This is a genomic window from Sphingomonas sp. Mn802worker, assembly GCF_000382485.1.
In the GTDB taxonomy this organism is placed as follows: domain Bacteria; phylum Pseudomonadota; class Alphaproteobacteria; order Sphingomonadales; family Sphingomonadaceae; genus Sphingomonas.
Window position 1 is genome coordinate 241872 of the sequence record NZ_AORY01000001.1, and the last position, 19712, is coordinate 261583.

17 protein-coding genes are annotated in these 19712 nt (G+C 65.9%); 10 read left to right on the forward strand and 7 right to left on the reverse strand.

Features of this window, described 5'->3' with window-relative positions:
* Nucleotides 1-7 precede the first annotated feature (7 nt).
* A complete protein-coding gene (locus tag SMN802W_RS0101220) occupies nucleotides 8-544 on the forward strand; it encodes a (2Fe-2S)-binding protein (RefSeq protein WP_026325619.1) in 537 nt (178 codons plus the stop codon).
* Here the strand turns inward: SMN802W_RS0101220 and SMN802W_RS0101225 are convergent.
* A complete protein-coding gene (locus SMN802W_RS0101225; RefSeq protein WP_026325620.1) occupies nucleotides 531-1811 on the reverse strand; it encodes an MFS transporter in 1281 nt (426 codons plus the stop codon). The genes SMN802W_RS0101220 and SMN802W_RS0101225 overlap by 14 nt on opposite strands.
* 175 nt (nucleotides 1812-1986) lie before the next feature.
* Nucleotides 1987-3315 carry an MFS transporter gene (locus SMN802W_RS0101230; RefSeq protein ID WP_019515059.1) on the reverse strand — a complete coding sequence of 443 codons (1329 nt, stop codon included), beginning with the start codon at nucleotides 3313-3315 and terminating at the stop codon, nucleotides 1987-1989.
* Nucleotides 3316-3425: 110 nt separating this feature from the next.
* Here SMN802W_RS0101230 and cyoA point away from each other — a divergent pair, with 110 nt between their 5' ends.
* The 8 genes from cyoA to SMN802W_RS0101270 all read left to right on the forward strand — a co-directional run bounded on the left by cyoA (nucleotide 3426) and on the right by SMN802W_RS0101270 (nucleotide 11445).
* Nucleotides 3426-4571 (forward strand): ubiquinol oxidase subunit II, encoded by a 1146-nt coding sequence (gene cyoA, locus SMN802W_RS0101235; protein ID WP_019515060.1) that lies wholly within the window; start codon nucleotides 3426-3428, stop codon nucleotides 4569-4571.
* A 6-nt stretch (nucleotides 4572-4577) separates the two neighbouring features.
* Nucleotides 4578-6584, forward strand: coding sequence for a cytochrome o ubiquinol oxidase subunit I (gene cyoB, locus SMN802W_RS0101240; protein WP_019515061.1), 2007 nt, complete (start codon nucleotides 4578-4580; stop codon nucleotides 6582-6584).
* 3 nt (nucleotides 6585-6587) lie between these two features.
* Entirely contained in the window at nucleotides 6588-7223 is a 636-nt protein-coding gene (cyoC, locus tag SMN802W_RS0101245) for a cytochrome o ubiquinol oxidase subunit III (RefSeq protein ID WP_019515062.1), read from the forward strand.
* Entirely contained in the window at nucleotides 7220-7687 is a 468-nt protein-coding gene (cyoD, locus tag SMN802W_RS16140) for a cytochrome o ubiquinol oxidase subunit IV (protein ID WP_019515063.1), read from the forward strand. The genes cyoC and cyoD overlap by 4 nt, the downstream gene beginning before the upstream one ends.
* A complete protein-coding gene (locus SMN802W_RS0101255; RefSeq protein WP_019515064.1) occupies nucleotides 7684-8379 on the forward strand; it encodes an SURF1 family protein in 696 nt (231 codons plus the stop codon). The genes cyoD and SMN802W_RS0101255 overlap by 4 nt, the downstream gene beginning before the upstream one ends.
* A 3-nt stretch (nucleotides 8380-8382) precedes the next feature.
* On the forward strand, nucleotides 8383-9681 hold the full coding sequence (locus tag SMN802W_RS0101260) for an ATP-binding protein (protein WP_019515065.1): 1299 nt from the start codon (nucleotides 8383-8385) through the stop codon (nucleotides 9679-9681).
* Complete coding sequence (locus SMN802W_RS0101265) at nucleotides 9678-10223, forward strand: response regulator transcription factor (RefSeq protein ID WP_019515066.1); 546 nt, start codon at nucleotides 9678-9680, stop codon at nucleotides 10221-10223. Before SMN802W_RS0101260 ends, SMN802W_RS0101265 begins: the two co-directional genes overlap by 4 nt.
* Before the next feature lie 94 nt (nucleotides 10224-10317).
* The gene (locus SMN802W_RS0101270) at nucleotides 10318-11445 is read left to right on the forward strand and encodes an SET domain-containing protein (protein WP_019515067.1); all 1128 of its coding nucleotides are present in this window, start codon (nucleotides 10318-10320) and stop codon (nucleotides 11443-11445) included.
* A 120-nt stretch (nucleotides 11446-11565) separates the two neighbouring features.
* On the opposite strand, the gene SMN802W_RS0101275 is transcribed toward SMN802W_RS0101270, so the two are convergent.
* The 4 genes from SMN802W_RS0101275 to SMN802W_RS0101290 all read right to left on the reverse strand — a co-directional run bounded on the left by SMN802W_RS0101275 (nucleotide 11566) and on the right by SMN802W_RS0101290 (nucleotide 16731).
* Nucleotides 11566-13422, reverse strand: coding sequence for a sensor histidine kinase (locus SMN802W_RS0101275; RefSeq protein WP_019515068.1), 1857 nt, complete (start codon nucleotides 13420-13422; stop codon nucleotides 11566-11568).
* Nucleotides 13423-13435: 13 nt separating this feature from the next.
* Entirely contained in the window at nucleotides 13436-15307 is a 1872-nt protein-coding gene (locus SMN802W_RS0101280) for a putative bifunctional diguanylate cyclase/phosphodiesterase (RefSeq protein WP_019515069.1), read from the reverse strand.
* A gap of 66 nt (nucleotides 15308-15373) precedes the next feature.
* Nucleotides 15374-16291, reverse strand: a complete 918-nt coding sequence (locus SMN802W_RS0101285; protein ID WP_019515070.1) for an ROK family protein — start codon at nucleotides 16289-16291, stop codon at nucleotides 15374-15376.
* Nucleotides 16288-16731, reverse strand: coding sequence for a MarR family winged helix-turn-helix transcriptional regulator (locus SMN802W_RS0101290; protein ID WP_019515071.1), 444 nt, complete (start codon nucleotides 16729-16731; stop codon nucleotides 16288-16290). The genes SMN802W_RS0101285 and SMN802W_RS0101290 overlap by 4 nt, the downstream gene beginning before the upstream one ends.
* A gap of 106 nt (nucleotides 16732-16837) precedes the next feature.
* Between SMN802W_RS0101290 and SMN802W_RS0101295 the strand changes: the two genes are divergently transcribed.
* Nucleotides 16838-17749, forward strand: coding sequence for an alpha/beta fold hydrolase (locus SMN802W_RS0101295; protein ID WP_019515072.1), 912 nt, complete (start codon nucleotides 16838-16840; stop codon nucleotides 17747-17749).
* Between the two features lie 35 nt (nucleotides 17750-17784).
* On the opposite strand, the gene glmS is transcribed toward SMN802W_RS0101295, so the two are convergent.
* The gene (glmS, locus tag SMN802W_RS0101300) at nucleotides 17785-19608 is read right to left on the reverse strand and encodes a glutamine--fructose-6-phosphate transaminase (isomerizing) (protein WP_019515073.1); all 1824 of its coding nucleotides are present in this window, start codon (nucleotides 19606-19608) and stop codon (nucleotides 17785-17787) included.
* Nucleotides 19609-19712 lie beyond the last annotated feature (104 nt).

The window sequence follows — 19712 nt, forward strand, 5'->3', positions numbered from 1 at the left end:
CACCCTGATGACGCGTCTAACCGTGAACAACGAACCGGTCGAGTATCTGATGGTCGCGGATACGCCGCTGCTCTGGGCGCTTCGCGACGGCTCCAATCTCACCGGCGCCAAATACGGCTGCGGCACTGGCAACTGCGGCGCGTGCACCGTCGATATCGACGGGCGTGCCGTGCGCTCGTGTCAGCAGCGGCTTGCGCGCTGCGAGGGTGCGTTCGTCACCACGATCGAGGGCTTGTCGCGCGAACGCGACCACCCGGTCCAGCTCGCCTTGCTGGCCGAGAACGTGACGCAATGCGGCTTCTGCATCCCCGGCATCGTCATGGCGGCCGCCGCGCTGCTCAAGCGGAATGCGTTGCCGAGCGAAGATGCGATCAGGGCGACGATCACCAACATATGCCCGTGCGGCATCTACCCGAGGCTGGTGGCGGCGATCCAGCGCGCGGGGCGTGCGATGCACGGCGACGAGTTGATCCCCGCGGGCGCGCGTCCCGGCATCGACCCAGCCGATGCGGCACAAGCGGTTCCGGCGCTCAGTCCTCGATGATGCGGCTCGTCGTGCGCGTATCGGGCATTCTGAGGTAGGTGACCAGCGAGACCGCGATCATCGCGGTCAGATACCAGTAAAAGCCCTGCTCCCATCCCGCCTGCTTGAACTTTAGCGCGATTGCCTCCGCCGTCCCGCCGAACAGCGCGTTCGCGACTGCATAGGGGAAGGCGACACCGAGTGCGCGGATGTGCGCGGGGAACAGCTCGGCCTTCACCACCGCGTTGATCGAGGTGTAGCCGGTCACGATCACCAGCGCGAACAGCACGATCGCGCACGCCGCGGCGGGGCTGCTGGTGTGCTCCAGCGCCCAGAATATCGGCCAGGTGAACACCACGCCCAAGATGCCGAATGCGACCATCAACGGCTTGCGCCCGACCCGGTCTGACAACGCTCCAGCGAGCGGTTGCAGGCACATGAAGACGAACAGCGTCCCCGCGCTGATCCAGGTCGCGGTCTGGCGTGAAAAGCCGGCCGAGTTGGCGAGGAACTTCTGCATGTAGATCGAGTAAGCGTAGAAGGCGAGCGTCCCACCCGCGGTCAGCAGCAGCACGGTCGTGAACTCACGCGGATGCTGCCGCAGCAGCGCGAGCAGTCCCGATCGGCCGGCATCCGCCGCCTTCGCCTTCTCGAAGCTTTCGGTCTCCGCAAGCTTTCGGCGCAGCCAGAACACGCCCAGTGCCAGGACGCCGCCGACCGCGAACGGGATGCGCCAGCCCCACGACTCCAGCGCCGCCTCGCTCATCACCGCCTGCAACAGCAGCAATACGCATAACGCGGTCAGCTGGCCTGCGATCAACGTGACATATTGGAAGCTGGAGAAGAACCCGCGACGCTCCCGTCCCGCCATCTCCGACAGATAGGTCGCGCTCGCGCCATATTCGCCGCCGACCGACAATCCCTGCATCAACCGCGCGACCGTCAGGATCGCGGGTGCGAGCCACCCGATCGCGGCATAGGTGGGCGTCACCGCGATCAACAGCGAACCCGCGCACATCAGCGTGACCGACAATGTCAGTCCCGCCTTGCGCCCGCGCCGGTCGGCGTAGACCCCCATCACCCAGCCGCCGACCGGCCGCATCACGAAGCCGACCGCGAAGATGATCGCGGCGCTCAGCAACTGCGTGGTCTGATCGGCCTCCGGAAAGAATTGCGGCGCAAAATAGAACGTGAACGACGAATACGCGTACCAGTCGTACCATTCGACCAGATTGCCGGCCGACCCGCCCATGATCGAGCGTAGCCGCTGAGAACGGTGGTCGCTCATGCGGCCGACCAACGCCGGAGCAGGCTATCTGCTTCGTCGATCTTACCCGTAACATTTGCCGCTATGACGTGTCGCAAGCATCATCCCCCGCCGCTGACAGAGCCTACGATGCCATTCCACGACGTTTCGCGCCAGCAGCGTACCATACCGTACGTTGCTGGCGCCGGACACGGCCTCAGTCGAGCCGTCGCGCCAATTCCTTGTTGAGCCCGAGCGCCACCAGCGTGCCGACCGCACCCGACAGCAAGTAGGTACCCGCCGCGACCAGCCCGAACTCCTCCGCCAAAACCAGCGCGGCGAGTGGCGCGAAGCCTGCACCGAACAGCCACGCCAGATCGGAGGTCAATGCGGCCCCGGTGTAGCGCGCGCGCTTCGGGAAGTTGCTGGTTACCGCGCCCGACGATTGACCGAACGACAGGCCCAGCAGGATGAACCCGCTGATCATGAACACCGCCTCGCCGACATAGCCCGCGTCGAGCAGCTGCGGCGCGAACCCGCTGAACACCGCGATCGCAGCGGCGGTGTAGCCGAGCAGCGACCGCCGCCCGATGCGATCGGCGAGCAGCCCCGATGCGACGATCGCACCGACGCACACGGTCGCGCCGAACATCTCGATCAGCAGGAAGCGCGTGATGTTCTCGCTGGTGTTGAGCGCCACCCATGACAGCGGAAATACCGTGACCATGTGGAACAGCGCGAAGCTGGCCAGCGGGGCGAATGCGCCGATGACGATGTTGCGCCATTGTGTCTTCAATGTCGCGGTGACGCGCGACGGCGTCAGTTCGCGCGACTTGAACATGTCGGTATATTCGGGCGTCACGACGATACGCAGCCGCGCGAACAGCGCCACGACGTTCAGCGCGAATGCGACGAAGAAGGGATAGCGCCAGCCCCATGACAGAAAATCTTCCGGCGACAACGTACCGAGCGCAAAGGCGAACAACCCCGCGGCGACGATCAGGCCGAGCGGCGCGCCGATCTGCGGCACCATCGCCCACCAGCCGCGCTTCTTGTCGGGCGCGTTGAGCGCGAGCAGCGATGCAAGGCCGTCCCATGCACCACCGAGCGCCAGGCCCTGCCCAATGCGGAACGCCGCCAGCAGCAGCGGCGAGAAGATACCCACCGACGCATAGCCCGGCAGGAACGCCATCGCCACGGTCGACGTACCGAGCAGGAACAACGCGATCGTCAGCTTCGTACCGCGCCCCAGTTCGCGATCGATCCGCATGAACAACTGGGTGCCGATCGGGCGCGCGATGAACGCGAGCGCGAACAGACCGAATGACCATAGCGTCCCTGACACGCGGTCAAGCTGGGGAAAGACGATCTGTGGGAACACCAGCACCGAAGCGATCGCGTAAACGAAGAAGTCGAAGAACTCGCTCGTCCGTCCGATGATGACGCCGATGGCGATCTCGCCCGGGTTGACGCCATGCTCGTCCTGCGCGTGCAGGACGCGGGCATCGCGCTCGAGCGGCGCGGACGAAGCGATCGACTGTGCCATAGATATGAAACTCCGAAGCTGGCTGGACGCTTTAGGTTCCATCGGCGCGACGCGGGATAGGACAAATTGTCCTATTTCGCAGTCGCACAACGGAGCCTAGCTCGATCGTGATGAAGAACCGGCCTTCCTTACCGCGGCGTTCGACCCGGCTCGCCCCCCTGCTCGCAGTCGGCGCGTCGACGTTGCTGTCGGGATGCGATCTGGTGGTGCTCGATCCCGCCGGCGATGTCGCGCGGCAGCAATCGCATCTGATCCTGTGGTCGACCGCGCTGATGCTGCTGATCATCATTCCGGTCATGGTGCTGACCGTCCTGTTCGCGTGGAAGTATCGCGCCGCGAACAAGGATGCGGAATATGCGCCCGACTGGGACCATTCGACCGGCCTGGAACTGGTGATCTGGGCCGCGCCGCTGATGATCGTCATCTCGCTCGGCGCGCTCACCTGGGTGTCGACGCACCTGCTCGATCCTTACCGCCCGCTCGGTCGTCTTGCGCCCGGCAAGCCGCTTGCGGCGAACGACCAGCCGCTCGAGGTGCAGGTCGTGGCGCTCGATTGGAAATGGCTGTTCATCTACCCTGAGCAGGGTATCGCGACGGTCAACCAGCTGGTGCTGCCGACCAACCGTCAGGTGCGCTTCCGCATGACGTCGTCGTCGGTGATGAACACCTTCTGGGTGCCGTCAATGGCGGGCATGATCTACACCATGCCGGGCATGGAGACGAAGCTCCACGCCGTCCTCAACAAGCCCGGTCGTTACGAGGGACGCTCCGCCAATTACAGCGGCGCCGGCTTCTCCGGCATGACGTTCTGGACCTACGCGGTCGATGATGCCGGCTTCTCGCGCTGGGTGTCGCAGACGCGCGCAGCGCAGGCGCGGCTGAACGACGCGACCTACCTGAAGCTTGAGCAGCCGAGTGAGAACGTGAAGCCGATGCGCTTTGGCGGCGTCAACGCCGACCTGTTCCGCCGCATCACGCAGATGTGCGTCAAGCCGGGCGTGCCGTGCATGAGCGACGTCATGTCGCACGACATGGCCGAGCCGGGCAGCCATGCCCCCGTCAACGACCGCCCGCCGGTCGACGCACCCAAGGGCGCGCTGCGCAAGGATCCGAGCGAGAAAGGCTCGGCCCCGCACATGACCGCGCCGCAGGGGCCTGCCGACGGCTCAACCGTCCGCGGCGCGCAGAACAACCGCAACATGACCCGCCTCGAGTCCGTTCGCCTTCCCGGCGCGGCCGTCACGGCACAGGGCTGATCCGCTATGTCCGACACTTTGCTCAAGACCATCTTCGGCCGGCTGACGCTGGAAAGCTTCCCGATCCACGAGCCGATCATCCTCGGCACGTTCATCGCGGTGATGCTCGGCGGCATCGCGCTGCTCGGCGCGATCACCTACTTCAAACTGTGGAAGTGGCTGTGGACCGAATGGTTCACCTCGGTCGACCACAAGAAGGTCGGCATCATGTACATGGTGCTCGGCACCGTGATGCTGCTGCGCGGCTTCTCCGACGCGATCATGATGCGCGCGCAACAGGCGATGGCGTTCGGCGCAAACGAAGGATATTTGAACGCGCATCATTACGACCAGGTGTTCACCGCACACGGCGTCATCATGATCTTCTTTGTCGCGATGCCGTTTGTGACGGGCATCATGAACTACGTCGTCCCGCTGCAGATCGGCGCGCGCGACGTGAGCTTCCCGTTCCTCAACAATTTCAGCTTCTGGATGACCGCGGCAGGTGCCGTGATCGTGATGGCGAGCCTGTTCGTCGGTGAGTTCGCACGGACCGGCTGGCTCGCGATGGCGCCGCTCTCGGGGCTCGACTACTCGCCCGATGTCGGCGTCGATTACTACGTCTGGGCGCTACAGATCGCCGGCGTCGGAACGCTGCTATCGGGCGTCAACCTGATAGCGACCATCGTCAAGATGCGCGCGCCGGGCATGACCATGTTCAAGATGCCGATCTTCACCTGGTCGGCGCTCGTCACCAACGTGCTGATCGTCGCCGCTTTTCCGGTGCTCACCGCAGTGCTCGCGATGCTCAGCCTCGACCGCTACGTCGGCACGCACTTCTTCACGAACACCGGCGGCGGCAACCCGATGATGTACGTGAACATGATCTGGATCTGGGGTCACCCGGAAGTGTACATCCTGATCCTGCCGCTGTTCGGTGTCTTCAGCGAGGTGACCTCGACCTTCTCGGGCAAGCGGCTCTTCGGCTACACGTCGATGGTCTACGCGCTGCTCGTCATCTGCATCCTCGCCTATCTTGTCTGGCTCCACCACTTCTTCACGATGGGGTCGGGGGCTAGCGTCAACAGCTTCTTCGGCATTACCACGATGATCATCTCGATCCCGACGGGCGCGAAGATCTTCAATTGGCTGTTCACGATGTACAAGGGCCGGATCCGGTTCGAACTGCCGATGATGTGGACGATCGCATTCATGCTGACCTTCGTGGTCGGCGGCATGACCGGGGTTCTGCTCGCGGTGCCGCCGGCCGACTTCCAGCTGCACAATTCGCTGTTCCTCGTTGCGCACTTCCACAACGTCATTATCGGCGGCGTGCTGTTTGGTGCCTTCGCTGCGATCAACTACTGGTTCCCCAAGGCGTTCGGCTTCAAGCTCGATCCCTGGTGGGGCAAGGTCAGCTTCTGGTCGTGGGTGGTCGGTTTCTGGGTCGCGTTCATGCCGCTCTACGTGCTCGGCCTGATGGGCGTGACGCGCCGCCTGCGCCACTTCGACGATCCGAGCCTCCAGATTTGGTTCATCATTGCCGCGGTCGGCGCAGCGATGATCGCGGTCGGCATCGCCGCCTTCCTGATCCAGATATACGTCAGTTTCCGCGATCGGGAGAAACTGCGCGACTGGACCGGCGACCCATGGGACGGCCGCTCGCTCGAATGGGCGACCTCCTCGCCGCCGCCGGCGTACAATTTCGCCTTTACCCCCATCATCCACGACCTGGACGCTTATTACGACATGAAGAGCCGCAATGCCGAGCGTCCGCTGACCGGCTTCCGCGACATCCACATGCCCAAGAACACGGGCACGGGCGTGATCCTCGCCGGACTGTCGGTCGCATTCGGCCTGTCGATGATCTGGTACATGTGGTGGCTGTCGGCGCTCAGCTTTGCCGGCATCCTGGCGGTGTCGATCTTCCACACATTCAACTACGACCGCGACTTCCACATCCACGCCGATGAGGTCGAACAGACCGAGGGCGAGCGTACGCGCGTCCTTGCCAATGCAGCCGCGGGGGTCTGAGCGATGAGCAGCACGACCAACGTGCCCCCCGGCGCGCAGGACGCGGTGACGTTCTACGACACCGATCCGCACGAGCATCCGCCGGGTGCGAGCACCATGCTCGGCTTCTGGCTATACCTGATGAGCGACTGCCTCATCTTTGCGATGCTGTTCGCGGCCTGGGGCGTCTTTGGCGGCAGCTATGCCGGCGGCCCGCGTCCGAGCGAGCTGTTCGAGCTGCCGCTGGTCGCGGTCAACACCGCAATGCTGCTGTTCTCCTCGATCACCTACGGCTTCGCCATGCTCGCGGCCGATCAGAAGAAGCAGGGCGCGACGCTCGGCTGGCTCGCCATCACCGGCGTGTTCGGCCTGTGCTTCCTCGGCATCGAGCTGTACGAATTCTCCAACCTGATTGCCGAGGGCGCAGGCCCGTGGCGCTCGGCGTTCCTGTCGTCGTTCTTCACGTTGGTCGGCACCCACGGCCTGCACGTGACCTTTGGCATCATCTGGCTCGTTACCTTGATGGTGCAGGTGTCGCGCAAGGGGCTGATCGACGCCAACATGCGTCGTTTGCAGTGCCTGTCGCTGTTCTGGCACTTCCTTGACGTCATCTGGATCGGCGTCTTCACCTTCGTCTACCTTCTGGGAGTGCTGCGATGAGCGCCGACACGCGAGGAGCACCCGTCGCCGCCGGACCTGAGGTCGCGCCGCAGGCCCATGCGCAGGGTCAGGCCGCCGGGCAGGATCAACACGGGCACGGCGACCACGCACACGACGGCGCGCCGCACGGCTCGATGAAGGGTTACGTCACCGGTTTCGTCCTGTCGGTGATCCTGACCGCAATCCCGTTCGGGCTCGTCATGTCCGGCGCGATCGCCGACAAGTCGGTTGCGGCCGGCATCTGCATGGTGCTCGCGATCGTGCAGATCGTCGTTCACATGATCTACTTCCTCCACATGAACCGCAAGTCGGAAAGCGGCTGGACGCTCATGTCGCTGATCTTCACGGTCATCATCGTCGTGATCGCGCTGACGGGATCGCTGTGGGTCATGTTCCACATGAACCAGAACATGATGCCGCCGATGAACCCGACGTCAGCGGCGGAGATGTCGGACCAGATGTGAGCCTAGCGCACGCCCGCGTCCTGCCGCTGGCCCTCGGCAGCATCGCAATCGCGGTGCTGATCGCGCTGGGTATCTGGCAGGTAGAGCGACGCGCGTGGAAGCTCGATCTGATCGCACGGGTCGAACACCGCCTTGCCGCCGCGCCGGTCGCGGCGCCCGGCCCGGCGCGCTGGACGACGATCGGCAAGGACGACGCCTATACCCGCGTCGCCCTCACCGGACATTATCGCGCCGGTGCCGATACCTATACGCAGGCAGCGACCGATCTCGGCGCCGGTTACTGGGTCGTGACACCGTTCGAGACAGACAGCGGCTGGACGGTGCTCGTCAATCGGGGCTTCGTGCCGGCGCGTGAGCGCGGCCGTCACCCCGCCGCGACGAACGAGCAACATGTCACCGGGCTGCTGCGGGTGAGCGAGCCCGGCGGCGGTTTCCTGCGCAGCAACGACGTCGCCGCCGACCGCTGGTACTCGCGCGATGTCGCCGCGATCGCCGCGAAACGGCGGCTGCGCGCGGTGGCGCCCTATTTCGTGGACGCCGATGTGAACGGCCGCGGCTGGCCGCGCACCGGGATGACGGTTGTCCGTTTTCCGAACAACCACCTCGTCTACGCCCTCACCTGGTTCGGCCTCGCGGCGCTGGTCGCCTTCCTGCTCGCGCGCGCAATCCGCGGCACGCAGGACGAAGGCTGACGCGTGGCAGGGCTCAGCGACGCGCCCATGCAGGACACCAGCCCCGACGACGCGCTGCGGCGCAACTTCATGCTGCTGGTGCAGCTCCGCTGGCTCGCGGTCGGCGGGCAGATCGCGACGATCCTCGCGGTACGTTACCTGCTCGACATCGCGTTACCGGTGCACACGATGTTGATGACGGCGATGCTGCTTGTCGTTCTGAACCTGCTCGTGCTGATCGCGGAGCGGCGGCATACACCCACCAATCTCCAGCTGCTCGCCGGGCTGGTCGTGGACGTTTCCTGCCTGACGCTGCAGCTGTTTCTCAGCGGTGGTGCGACCAACCCCTTCGTCACCCTGTTCCTGCTACAGGTCGTGCTCGGTGCGGTATTGCTCGAGGCATGGTCGAGCTGGCTGCTCGTGGCGCTCACCAGCCTTGCCTTCGCCGCCCTCACCATCATCTTCCATCCGGTGCCGCTGCCCGGTCTCTACGCCAGCCGCCTGTCCGCGCCGTACCTGTTCGCCTCGTGGTTCAACTTCACCCTCGCCGCGGTGCTGCTCGTCGCCTTTGTCACCCGCATCGCGCATAATCTGCGCGACCGTGACGCGCGGCTCGCGCGCCTGCGTCAGCGCGCGGTGGAGGAGGAACATATCGTCCGCATGGGCCTGCTCGCCAGCGGCGCCGCGCATGAGCTCGGCACACCACTCGCCTCGCTGTCGGTCGCGCTCGGCGACTGGCGGCGCGAGCCGGCGATACTCGCCGAACCGGCGCTCGCCGGCGAGGTGGAGGACATGCGAACCGAGGTTGCACGCTGCAAGCAGATCCTCGCCGGCATCCTCTTCGCTGCGGGCGAGGTGACGGGCGAGGCACCTGCCCGCATCGGCCTGCGACGCTTCATCGGCGATATCGTCGGGGGCTGGTCCGGTCCCGCCGTCGTCACGCTCGACGATCGGCTGCCCCATGATGCGACGATCGTCACCGATCGCGCGCTCGCGCAGGCATTGATCAATCTGGTCGACAATGCGGCGGAGGCCGGCGCGACGCGGATCCACGTCGGCGTGGAGCGCGATCGCGACCTGCTGGTCATCCGCGTCCGCGACGATGGTCAGGGCTTTCCGCCATCGATCCTCGGCAACATCGGCAAGCCGTATCACAGCAGCAAGGACCGGCGCGGCGCGGGCCTGGGCCTGTTCCTGTCCACCAACGTGCTCAGGACGCTCGGCGGGACGCTCGACGCACGCAACCTGTCGCACGGCGGGGCCGAGGTGACGCTGCAACTGCCCTTCGCCGCCCTGCTCGTCGATGAGGAACATCCAATATGACCCAGCCCGCTACCGATGGGCCTAGGCTGCTCATCATCGAGGATGACGCGGTGTTCGCGCGCACTCTCGCTCGCTCGTTCGAGCGCCGTGGCTACCAGGTCGAGGTGATCGGCGGCCCTGATCCGCTCGACACCGCCATGGAGACGTTTCGCCCGGAGTTCGCCGTCGTCGACCTGCGCCTTGCCGGCGCCTCGGGCCTGGCCTGTGTTGAGCGATTGCACCAGCGCGACCCTGCGACGCGGATCGTCGTCCTGACCGGTTTCGCCAGCATCGCGACCGCGGTTGAGGCGATCAAGCTCGGCGCAACGAATTACCTGACCAAACCCGCCAATACCGACGACATAGAAGCGGCGTTCGCGCGCGCTGACGGCGACGCGCAGGCCGACCTCGCCACGCGTCCGACCTCGATCAAGACGCTGGAATGGGAACATATCCACCAGACGCTCGCCGACACCGGCTTCAACGTGTCGGAGGCCGCGCGCCGCCTCGGTCTTCACCGCCGCACCCTCGCGCGGAAGCTCGACAAGCGCCACATGCCATAGGCTCGCCCGCGCGCGGTCGACCCGCTCGCGTCACCCTGCTGGACGATCCCAGCAACGATCGTTACGCTCGCATTAACCCTGTCTGGCCGCGAGCATGATCACCGACCTTTGGTTCCTTCTCGCCGTTGCCGCCAGCTTCACCGGCTACGCCATCTATCTCGCGGGCTTGCGCCGGCGGCTGGTGGAGCCGAACCGCGCATCCTGGCTGATCTGGAGCAGCGCCACGTTGGTGGAGGCGTTCACCTACGCCGCGGTCAATCCCGGTACCGCGCAATCGGTGGTGTTCCTGTTTTCCGCCGCTGCCTGCGTGATGATCGCAGTCGCCTTGTGGCAGCGATCGCGCTGGTCCGCGCCCGACCTGCTCGAGGGCATCTGCATGGGATCCTCGCTCGCCGCGATCCTGTTATGGCTCGTCTTTCGCGAGGCATTCTGGGCGCACATGCTGGTGGTCGCGGCCGTCCCCGTCAGCTTCTGGCCGACGTGGCGCAGCGTCGTTGCCGATCGTTCGCGTGAGCGATCCCCGGCCTGGGGGCTCTGGTCGATCGGAGATCTGGCGACGCTGATGCTGGCGACGCGGACAGGCGGGCAAGGCGTCGGCGAATACGCCTACATCCTTGTCGAGCTCACCTGCCATGCAAGTGTCTGGTTCATGATCGGGCTCGCCACGGTCAATCCGTTACGCTCGTTCGGCTGGCGCGAGGGTCGGTTGCGCGTACTCGACGTCTATGCGCCCGCCAATCCGTTCGCCGTGCGCGAGACGCATCTGGGCAAGGCGGTGTTCGCCGCACAGCCGTTCCGCAGCGGCGATCAGATTGTCGCCTTCGCCGGACGTCGCTTGCCCGCCGGACGGCTACCGCGGCGACTGAGCGGCCCGGCGGATCGCTTCGTTCAGATCGCGCGCGACACCTACCTCGGACCGTCGGGCGGCATCGACGATCTGATCAACCACAGCTGCGCACCCAACACCGGCCTGCGCTTCACCGGCGACACGCCGATCCTGGTCGCGATCCGCGACATCGCAGAAGGCGAGGAAATCGCCTGGGATTATTCAACCACGCTTGCTGACCCCGACTGGCGCATGACCTGTACGTGCGGTGCCCCCGATTGTCGCGGCACCATAGCCGCCTTCGACACACTGCCATCCGAGAGGCAGCGCTGGTACCTGTCGCGCGGGCTGGTCGCGCCCTACCTCACGCCGGATCGCAGCGACGTCGCTGCATGATTCGACGCCTCCACCGGGCAGACGAAGAGCTCAAGGTTCCGCCGATGGTCAGCCCGGCGGCCGGCTGCGGCATCTAACCGACCTCGCTTACCACGCTGCCGCGGTTGGGCCACGCCGACCTTATGCAGCGACGCTCATCTCGGCTGCGGTCGCGGCACGAAGCGTCAGGATAGCGCTGGCGCCTGTGCCCTTTCCCTCACTCTCCAGCCGCAGCGCACCGTCCATCGCAGTCATCGAATTGGCGCACCAATGCAGTCCCAGTCCGCCAGACTTGTGCGCGCGGGTCGAATAGCCGCGCTGGAACAGGGTCGCGCCGACCGTGGGATCGAACCCCTCGCCATCGTCGCTGATCCGCACGGCGACCGCATCGCCCGTGCGCGTGAAGGATGCCGTGATCCTGCCGCCGTTGCGTCCGGCCGCCGCAATCGCCTCCGCTGCATTGGCGAACAGGTTGCCGACCACCTGGCTCAGAATTACCCGGTTGGCGAGCACCGGGCACGGCTCAGCCGGGTAAGTGAAGGCGATGTGCGTCTTGCCCGAATAGCGCGCGATCGTCGCATTCTGGGCGATAACCTCGGTCATGTCGCACGTCGACAACGGCGGACGCTCGTGCGCGGCCGCCTGCTGCTGCCCGATGATGTCGAGCACATGGCCCAAGGCATCGCGCCCGATGCCCAGCTGCTCGATCTGCTCGGCACGCGCCGCCTCCATCGCGGTCACGCCGGCGCGCACGAACGCCGCCAGCTTCTCGCGTCGCGCGGGCGGCACGTCCGCCTTGCCCAGCTCGTCGGCCGCCCGTACCAGCATCGTCTGATCGACCGGCGGCGCGCGGTTGATGCCGTGGCTGATGACGGTGGAGATCGGCGACAAGGCGTTGCGGACATTGTGCATGACCGCCACCGCGCTTTCCGACCGGCCGAGCGCGAAACTCTGCGCCTCGATCTGCTCACGCAGGTTCTTCAACTGCGTCAGCATGCCGTTGAAGCTCAGTCCAAGCGAACCGATCTCGTCGCGCCGCCCGTTATCCTCAAGCAGCGCAAGCGAGCCTGAGACGCGAACGCGTTCCATGTGCCGCTCGACACGCGCAAGCGGCGAGAGGACGAGGCGTCCGATCATCCGACGCAGCACCATCAGCACCACCAGCAGCAGCAGCACCGATCCCGCGATCACCAGTAGCAGCATTCGCTGCCCAAGCATCGACACGTCGCGGGGCACGGTGAAGCGCGCGCTGGCGACGGGCGCGCCGCCCGCGCCATCAATCGGGACCGTGATGGTCATCCGCGCGCGCGATTGCTGCACCACCTCGTTGCTGGCCGGCGTCAGGTCGATCGTGGCATTGAGCTGGAGCAGGTCGGCGAGCTGGCGTGAGCTGATCTCCCGCGCCATCAGAACATATCCACGCGGCGCACCGGTGCCGTCGCTGCGGCGCACCTTGGCAACACCGACCGCCGCGACGACGCCGCCCATCCGGGCGTAGAAATTGGTGGCGCTCTTCGCACCCAGCAATCGCCGCAGGTCGAGCGCGGCGATCATCCGCACCAGCCGCGCGCGCATCGCCGGCTGGTCGTGCCGCGCTTCGTCGATCCAGCGTGCGATCACGATCCGGCGATCGTTCCCGACATAGGCCATCGCATTGACGTCCAGGTTCGCCATCGCGAGCGGCGAGAAGCTTTCCCGCTCGAACGTGACAGTCGGCCGCGTCATGTAATCATAGCTGTCGTTCCAGTCGCCATAATCCTTGACCGCGCTCTCGACCTTGTTGGCATATTCCGACAGCGCGGCATGGGTCCGCTCGACGTGCGCATCGACCGATCGCCGCTCGAGCTTGCCGAAACTCGGCGTGATGATCGCCGCGAGCAGCAGCGCGATCGCGACTGCGCCGCCTGCGCCGACAAGGGTCAGGATCAGCACAAGTTGTGCGCCAAGCGAGCGTGGATTGCGCAGCGCCCCAACGCGCCGCCTGACATGCGCTGCCATCAGCCCGCCACCATCAACCAAGCGTGCCGGTTGCGAGCTCGACCTCGATGAAGCGGGTATGTGCCATCTCGCGCGCCAGCGACTCGGCCAGCGGCTTGGCGAAGTAATAGCCCTGCAAGTGGCTCGCGCCCGCCACACGCAGCAGGTCGACCTGCGCGGCGGTCTCCACACCCTCCGCGATCACCGTTAGATTGAGCGATTGCGCCAGGTGGACGATCGAGCGCACTATCGCGGCCGACTCCTTCTCGCGCGACATGCCGTCGATGAAGCTGCGGTCGATCTTCAACGCATCGAGCGCGAACTTGCGAATGTTGTAGAGCGACGAATATCCGGTGCCGAAATCGTCCAGCGCGATGCGGAAGCCCATCTGGCGAAGGCGATACAGCGTCTCCGCCGCACGGTCGGCATCGTCGAAGATCGCGGTTTCGGTGATCTCGATCTGCAACCGGCCCGGCTCGACGCCCGCACGCTGGCAACGCTCCATGATGTAGCCGACGAAGTTATGCCGCCGGAACTGGCGCGGGCTGAAATTGACCGAGACATATTGGCCCGGCCACGTCTGCAATACGTCGAGGCTGTGTTCGAGCACCCAGTCGCCCAATTCGTGGATCAGGTTTGATTCTTCGGCGATCGGGATGAATGTCGCCGGGCTGATCGGGCCATATTCGCGCGTGTTCCAGCGCAACAGCGCCTCGAACCCGACGACCTCGAACGTGCCATGCGCGACGATCGGCTGGTAGACGAGCGCCAGTTCGTCGCGCGCGATCGCCTGCGACAGTCCGGTCTCGATCCGGCGACGGACGCGCACGCCTTCGTCCATGCTTTCATCGAACAATCGTGCGATCCCGCGTCCGCTCCGCTTCGCGTCGTTGAGCGCCAGATCGGCGCGGCGGATCAGGTCGATCGGATCACGATTGTCGCCCTCGCCCGCGGTAACGACGCCAGCCGAGGCCGCCGCCTGCACAGCGTGACCCAGCACCTTCAACTCGGTGGCGCAGGCATGGACGACACGCGTGCACGCCATTTCCGCCGCCTGCTCGCCCGCTGTTTCGAACAGCAGCCCGAATTCGTCGCCGCCCAGCCGTGCGACCAGCCCGCCGGCCGGGATCGTCTCCTGCAGGATCGCGCAGATTGCTCGGATCAGCTCGTCACCCGCCAGATGTCCGAGCGTGTCATTCACCAGCTTGAACCGGTCGAGGTCGATCATGCCCACGGCGAAGCGCCCCGGCTGTTTCGAGCGTTCGCCCAGCGCGCGCAGGAACGCGAGCCGGTTTGGCGCCTCGGTCAGCGAGTCGTGGGTGGCGACGTGCACCGCCTTCATCTCGTTGGCCGCAAGCTCGGCAGCCTGCTCTTCCAACTGCACCACCTGACGCGACAGCTGCTCGCGTGCAGCCTTGAGCGCGCGGTCGGCCTCCCAGCGGTGCGCGAGCGCGGTCGCGGTCTGGACGATCTCGGCAACCTCGAACGGCTTGGCGATGTAGAACAATTTGTCGGCCGGTCCGGCGACCTTGCTGATCTCGACCGGGGAAAAGTCGGAATAGCCGGTGACGATGACGATGTTGACCTCAGGGTCGGCGGCGCGGATGCGGCGGGCTGTTTCCTTGCCGTCGATGCCGGGCGGCATCCGTACGTCGATGAAGGCCACCGCAAACGGCGCGTCGTCTCGCTGCGCGCGCTCTATCTCGGCGACCGCGTCCATTCCCTGCATGTGGTGGACACAGTCGAATGCGATCGTACCCGCGTCATCGACAGGTCCGCCCTCGTCACCAAACAATTCGGCTGCCATCGCGGACAGCGCATCGTCCTGCGCACCCGACGCCGACGCGAAGCTGCGCCGATAGCTGTCGTGCATCGCCGGTTCGTCGTCCACGATCAATATGCGCATGCGTCGTCGCCTCTTGGTCGCGCCAGCCGATCGGGCAGCGCGTGACGAGACGGTAAGCGAAGAGGGTTAAACCCGCGTAAAACTTACCGCAGCGCGCTCCGCCAGCGCCTGTTGCCCCAGCACCACCGCGCCCAGCGGTCCAGCGTTCGCACCAAGCGCGGCGGGCACCAGGAACGTGTCCATGTCCTCCACCTCGGGCCGTGCGACGTAACCATTAAGCGTTGATCTGGTCGCGGCCCGCAGTCGCGGCAGCAGGTGCGGATTGCCGACCAACACCCCGCCACCCAGCACGATGCGTCGCGGCACACCGGTCAGCGCAAGCGTTCCCATCAAATTGGCGAGCGCGTCGACGACGCTGTCCCACGCAGCGTGATCCGCGGGAAGCTCCTCGCCCTTGATCCCCGCGCGAGCCGCGATCGCCGGGCCGGATGCGAGCCCTTCGACGCAAGCGCCGTGGTACGGGCACACGCCGCTCCAATCGTCACCGTGCGACCGCGGGACCCGGATATGACCGAGCTCGGCATGCGTCAGCCCGTCGACCGGCTGCCCATGCGCGATCATGCCCGCGCCGATGCCGGTCCCGACGGTCACATAGGCAAGCGCATTGAGCCCCTGCGCCGCGCCCCAGCGTGCCTCGCCGAGCGCCGCAGCAACGACATCGGTGTGAAATCCGACTGGTACGTCGTACCGCTCGGCAAAGCGGCGCGCGATGCTGGTGTTCGCCCAGCCGGGCTTGGGCGTGGACGTGATCTGTCCATAGTCGCGCGAGCGGCGATCGATCGACGCGGGTCCGAAGCTGCCGATCCCGATGCCTGCGAAGCCGCGCCAGCCGTCGAGCACCGCTTCCAACGCCGGAAGCGTTTCTTCGGGCCGGGTGGTCGGCACGCGCACTTCTTCGAGGATCGCGTCGGGACCGCTCGCCAGCATCGCGACGCACTTCGTTCCGCCCAGCTCCAGCGCGGCGATCAGCGGCTCGTCAGTCAATCGCGCTCTCCCGCCACGACGTCGATCCGCCGCAGCATGGCCGTGAATCGCGCGACCTCGTCGACGCTGAAGCGCGAGAAGATACGTGCTTCGAGCTCCTTCGCCTTCGGGGCCACCTCGGCGTAGAGCGTGCGGCCGGCGGCGCTCAGCATCAGGTGATGCGAGCGCCGATCCTGGCTGTTGGGGCTGCGCTCCAGCAGGCCGCGCTGCGTCAGCGCGATCGCCGCGCGGCTGACCGTCACCTTGTCCATCCGCGTGCGCTCGCCGATCTCCGCCTGCGTTGTCGCCTGCCCTTCGGCGATGACGGTGATGAGCCGCCACTCGGGAATGCTGAGACCGAACAGCGACTCATAAGCGGTGGCGATGCGGCCGCTGACGCGGTTCGACGTGACCGACAGCAGGAAGGGCACGAACTCATCAAGGATCAGGCGATCAGTCATCGCCGATGTGGCTATCACGCACCGCGTGCAGCGCAAAGCGTCGGAACACCCGCTGGTTCATTGCATTTTCATGACACGGGCCGCATCGTGGCGGTAGAGGAAAGCCATGGCGCAGGTTCGGGCAAACGGCATCACGATCGAGTATGAGGATCACGGCGACCGCGACGCGCCGCCGATCATGCTTGTCATGGGATTGGGGGCGCAGCTTGTCCGCTGGCCGATCGAGCTGGTCGATGATCTGGTGTCGCGCGGTTTTCGCGTGATCCGGTTCGACAATCGCGATGTCGGTTTGTCGACCAAGTTCGACCATGCGGGAACGCCCAACATCGTCTGGACCGCGATGATCCAGCAATTCGGCCGCACACCGCCCGTGCCCTACACGCTGCAGGATATGGCCGCCGATACGATCGGGCTGATGGATGCGCTCGGCATCGAGAGCGCACACATCGTCGGTGCTTCGATGGGCGGCATGATCGCGCAACTGGTCGCCGCCTCGTGGCCGGAGCGGACGCGGTCACTCACCTCAATCATGTCGACCACCGGACGAGCGGACTGCTCCCGTCCGACGATGCGCGCAACCGCCGTGCTGCTGCGTCATCCCCGCAGCGACGATCTGGAGGCGATCGTCGCACATGGTACGCTTGCTGCGAACGTTGTGGGTGGGCGCTTCCCGATGGAGGACGCATTTCTGGCCGAGCGGATCAGAAGCGAGACGTTGCGCAACCGGCACCCCGCGGGCTTCGTGCGTCAGATGGCGGCGATCATCGCGGACGGAGACCGCAGCGCGCGGCTATCGCGCATCACCGCGCCGACGCTCGTCATCCACGGCAGCGACGATCCGCTGGTGCCCGTGACCGGCGGGCGCGAGACCGCGCGCGCGATCCCCGGCGCGCGGCTGATCGAGATCGACGGCATGGGCCACACGCTCCCGCCGCAGGTGCTACCGCAGGTGGCAGATGCGATCGACGAGCATGTCCGCCAATCGACTACAACAGCGCCGATCGCCCACGCCGCCTGACGCGGGTCGGCATCGCTGCAACTCAGCGGGTCACGTCACTCGACGGTGACGCTCTTCGCCAGATTACGCGGCTGATCGACGTCGGTGCCCTTGGCGACGGCGACATGATAGGCGAGCAGCTGGATCGGAACCGCGTACACCAGCGGCGCGATCAGCGGGTGGACCTTCGGCATGGTGATGGTGGCGACGCAGCCCTCGCCCGCTGCCTGGATGCCGTCGTAATCGCTGATCAGCACCACGCGACCGCCACGCGCCTGCACTTCCTGCATGTTGCTGACGGTCTTGTCGAACAGCGGGCCTGACGGCGCGATCACCACGACCGGCACCGCATCGTCGATCAACGCGATCGGACCATGCTTCATCTCACCCGCGGCATAACCTTCGGCGTGGATGTAACTGATTTCCTTCAGCTTCAACGCGCCTTCGAGTGCGAGCGGATAGTCGGTGCCACGCCCGAGGTAGAGTACATCGCGTGCCACCGCGACGACGCTTGCCATCGCCTGTATTGCCTCGTCATAGGCGAGCGCGGCATTGATCGCGGCGGGTGCCTCGCCCAGGTGCCGCACGATCTGCCGCTCTTCACCGGGCTTCAGCTGCCCCTTCGCACGCGCCAGATTGGCAGCGAGCGCGGCGAGCACCGCAAGCTGGCAGGTGAAGGCTTTGGTCGAGGCGACCCCGATCTCCGGTCCGGCGTGCGTCGGCAGCAACAGGTCCGCCTCGCGCGCCATCGAACTGGTCGGCACGTTGCAGACAACCGCGATCGTCTGCGCCTCGCTGCGCGCGTGACGGAGCGCCGCCAGCGTGTCGGCGGTCTCGCCCGACTGGCTGATGAACAGGGCGAGCCCACCCGCCTCCATCACCGGCGCGCGGTAACGGAACTCGCTCGCGACATCCAGGTCGACCGGCACGCGCGCGAACTGCTCGAACCAGTATTTGGCGACCATCCCGGCGTAGAAACTGGTACCGCACGCGACGATAGTGACACGCTTGATGCCGGACAGGTCAAACTCGGGGATCGGCAGCGTGACGGACTCGTCCATTCGCTGCAGGTACGAGCGCAAGGTCTGCGCCACGACGATCGGCTGCTCGTAGATTTCCTTGAGCATGTAGTGGCGATGATTGCCCTTGGAGATCAGCTCTCCGGTCACGCCCGAGATCGTCACCGCGCGCTCGACCGGCGTGTTGTCACGGTCGAATACCTGCGCGCCCTCGCGCGTGCAGACGACCCAATCGCCCTCCTCGAGATACGCGATCCGCTGCGTCAGCGGCGCAAGCGCGAGCGCGTCGGAGCCGAGATACGTTTCGCCATCGCCGTGCCCGACGACGAGCGGCGAGCCAAGCCGCGCACCGATCAACAGGTCGGGATGGCGGCGGAACAGGATCGCGAGCGCGAACGCGCCGTGCAGCCGCGGCAGTATCGCGCGTACCGCACTCTGGGGATCGAGCCCCGCTTCGACCTGCTCGCTGACGAGGTGGGCCACGACCTCGGTATCAGTCTCGCTGGTGAAGACGCGACCGCGCGCGATCAGCTCCTCGCGCAGCGGCTTGAAGTTTTCGATGATGCCGTTGTGCACCACCGCAACCTCGCCGGTCGCGTGCGGGTGCGCGTTGTTGGTGGTCGGGCCGCCGTGCGTCGCCCACCGCGTGTGCGCGATGCCGGTGTGCCCAGGCAGCGGATGCTCGGCGAGTTCGCGCGCCAGATTGACCAGCTTGCCCGAGGCGCGCCGCCGCTCGATCGCACCGTCATGATCGGTCGCGATGCCAGCGGAGTCGTAGCCGCGATATTCCAGCCGCTTCAAGCCATCGAGCAGCCGGTCCGCCACGTCGTCCTGACCCACGATGCCGACGATGCCACACATACGCTTCTTCCCATCACTATCCGGGCACGCAGGTGTCCGCCGCCCAACCGCCGTTCCTTACGGCCTAGTCGCCAATAACGCGTTCACGCAACCCAAGCGCTTGC

Bases quoted from the DNA above. Each gene is read 5' to 3' on its own strand.
- SMN802W_RS0101220 (WP_026325619.1), top strand. From the start codon at position 8: ATGACGCGTCTAACCGTGAACAACGAACCGGTCGAGTATCTGATGGTC.
- SMN802W_RS0101225 (WP_026325620.1), bottom strand. From the start codon at position 1,811: ATGAGCGACCACCGTTCTCAGCGGCTACGCTCGATCATGGGCGGGTCG.
- SMN802W_RS0101230 (WP_019515059.1), bottom strand. From the start codon at position 3,315: ATGGCACAGTCGATCGCTTCGTCCGCGCCGCTCGAGCGCGATGCCCGC.
- cyoA (WP_019515060.1), top strand. From the start codon at position 3,426: ATGAAGAACCGGCCTTCCTTACCGCGGCGTTCGACCCGGCTCGCCCCC.
- cyoB (WP_019515061.1), top strand. From the start codon at position 4,578: ATGTCCGACACTTTGCTCAAGACCATCTTCGGCCGGCTGACGCTGGAA.
- cyoC (WP_019515062.1), top strand. From the start codon at position 6,588: ATGAGCAGCACGACCAACGTGCCCCCCGGCGCGCAGGACGCGGTGACG.
- cyoD (WP_019515063.1), top strand. From the start codon at position 7,220: ATGAGCGCCGACACGCGAGGAGCACCCGTCGCCGCCGGACCTGAGGTC.
- SMN802W_RS0101265 (WP_019515066.1), top strand. From the start codon at position 9,678: ATGACCCAGCCCGCTACCGATGGGCCTAGGCTGCTCATCATCGAGGAT.
- SMN802W_RS0101270 (WP_019515067.1), top strand. From the start codon at position 10,318: ATGATCACCGACCTTTGGTTCCTTCTCGCCGTTGCCGCCAGCTTCACC.
- SMN802W_RS0101275 (WP_019515068.1), bottom strand. From the start codon at position 13,422: ATGGCAGCGCATGTCAGGCGGCGCGTTGGGGCGCTGCGCAATCCACGC.
- SMN802W_RS0101280 (WP_019515069.1), bottom strand. From the start codon at position 15,307: ATGCGCATATTGATCGTGGACGACGAACCGGCGATGCACGACAGCTAT.
- SMN802W_RS0101290 (WP_019515071.1), bottom strand. From the start codon at position 16,731: ATGACTGATCGCCTGATCCTTGATGAGTTCGTGCCCTTCCTGCTGTCG.
- SMN802W_RS0101295 (WP_019515072.1), top strand. From the start codon at position 16,838: ATGGCGCAGGTTCGGGCAAACGGCATCACGATCGAGTATGAGGATCAC.
- glmS (WP_019515073.1), bottom strand. From the start codon at position 19,608: ATGTGTGGCATCGTCGGCATCGTGGGTCAGGACGACGTGGCGGACCGG.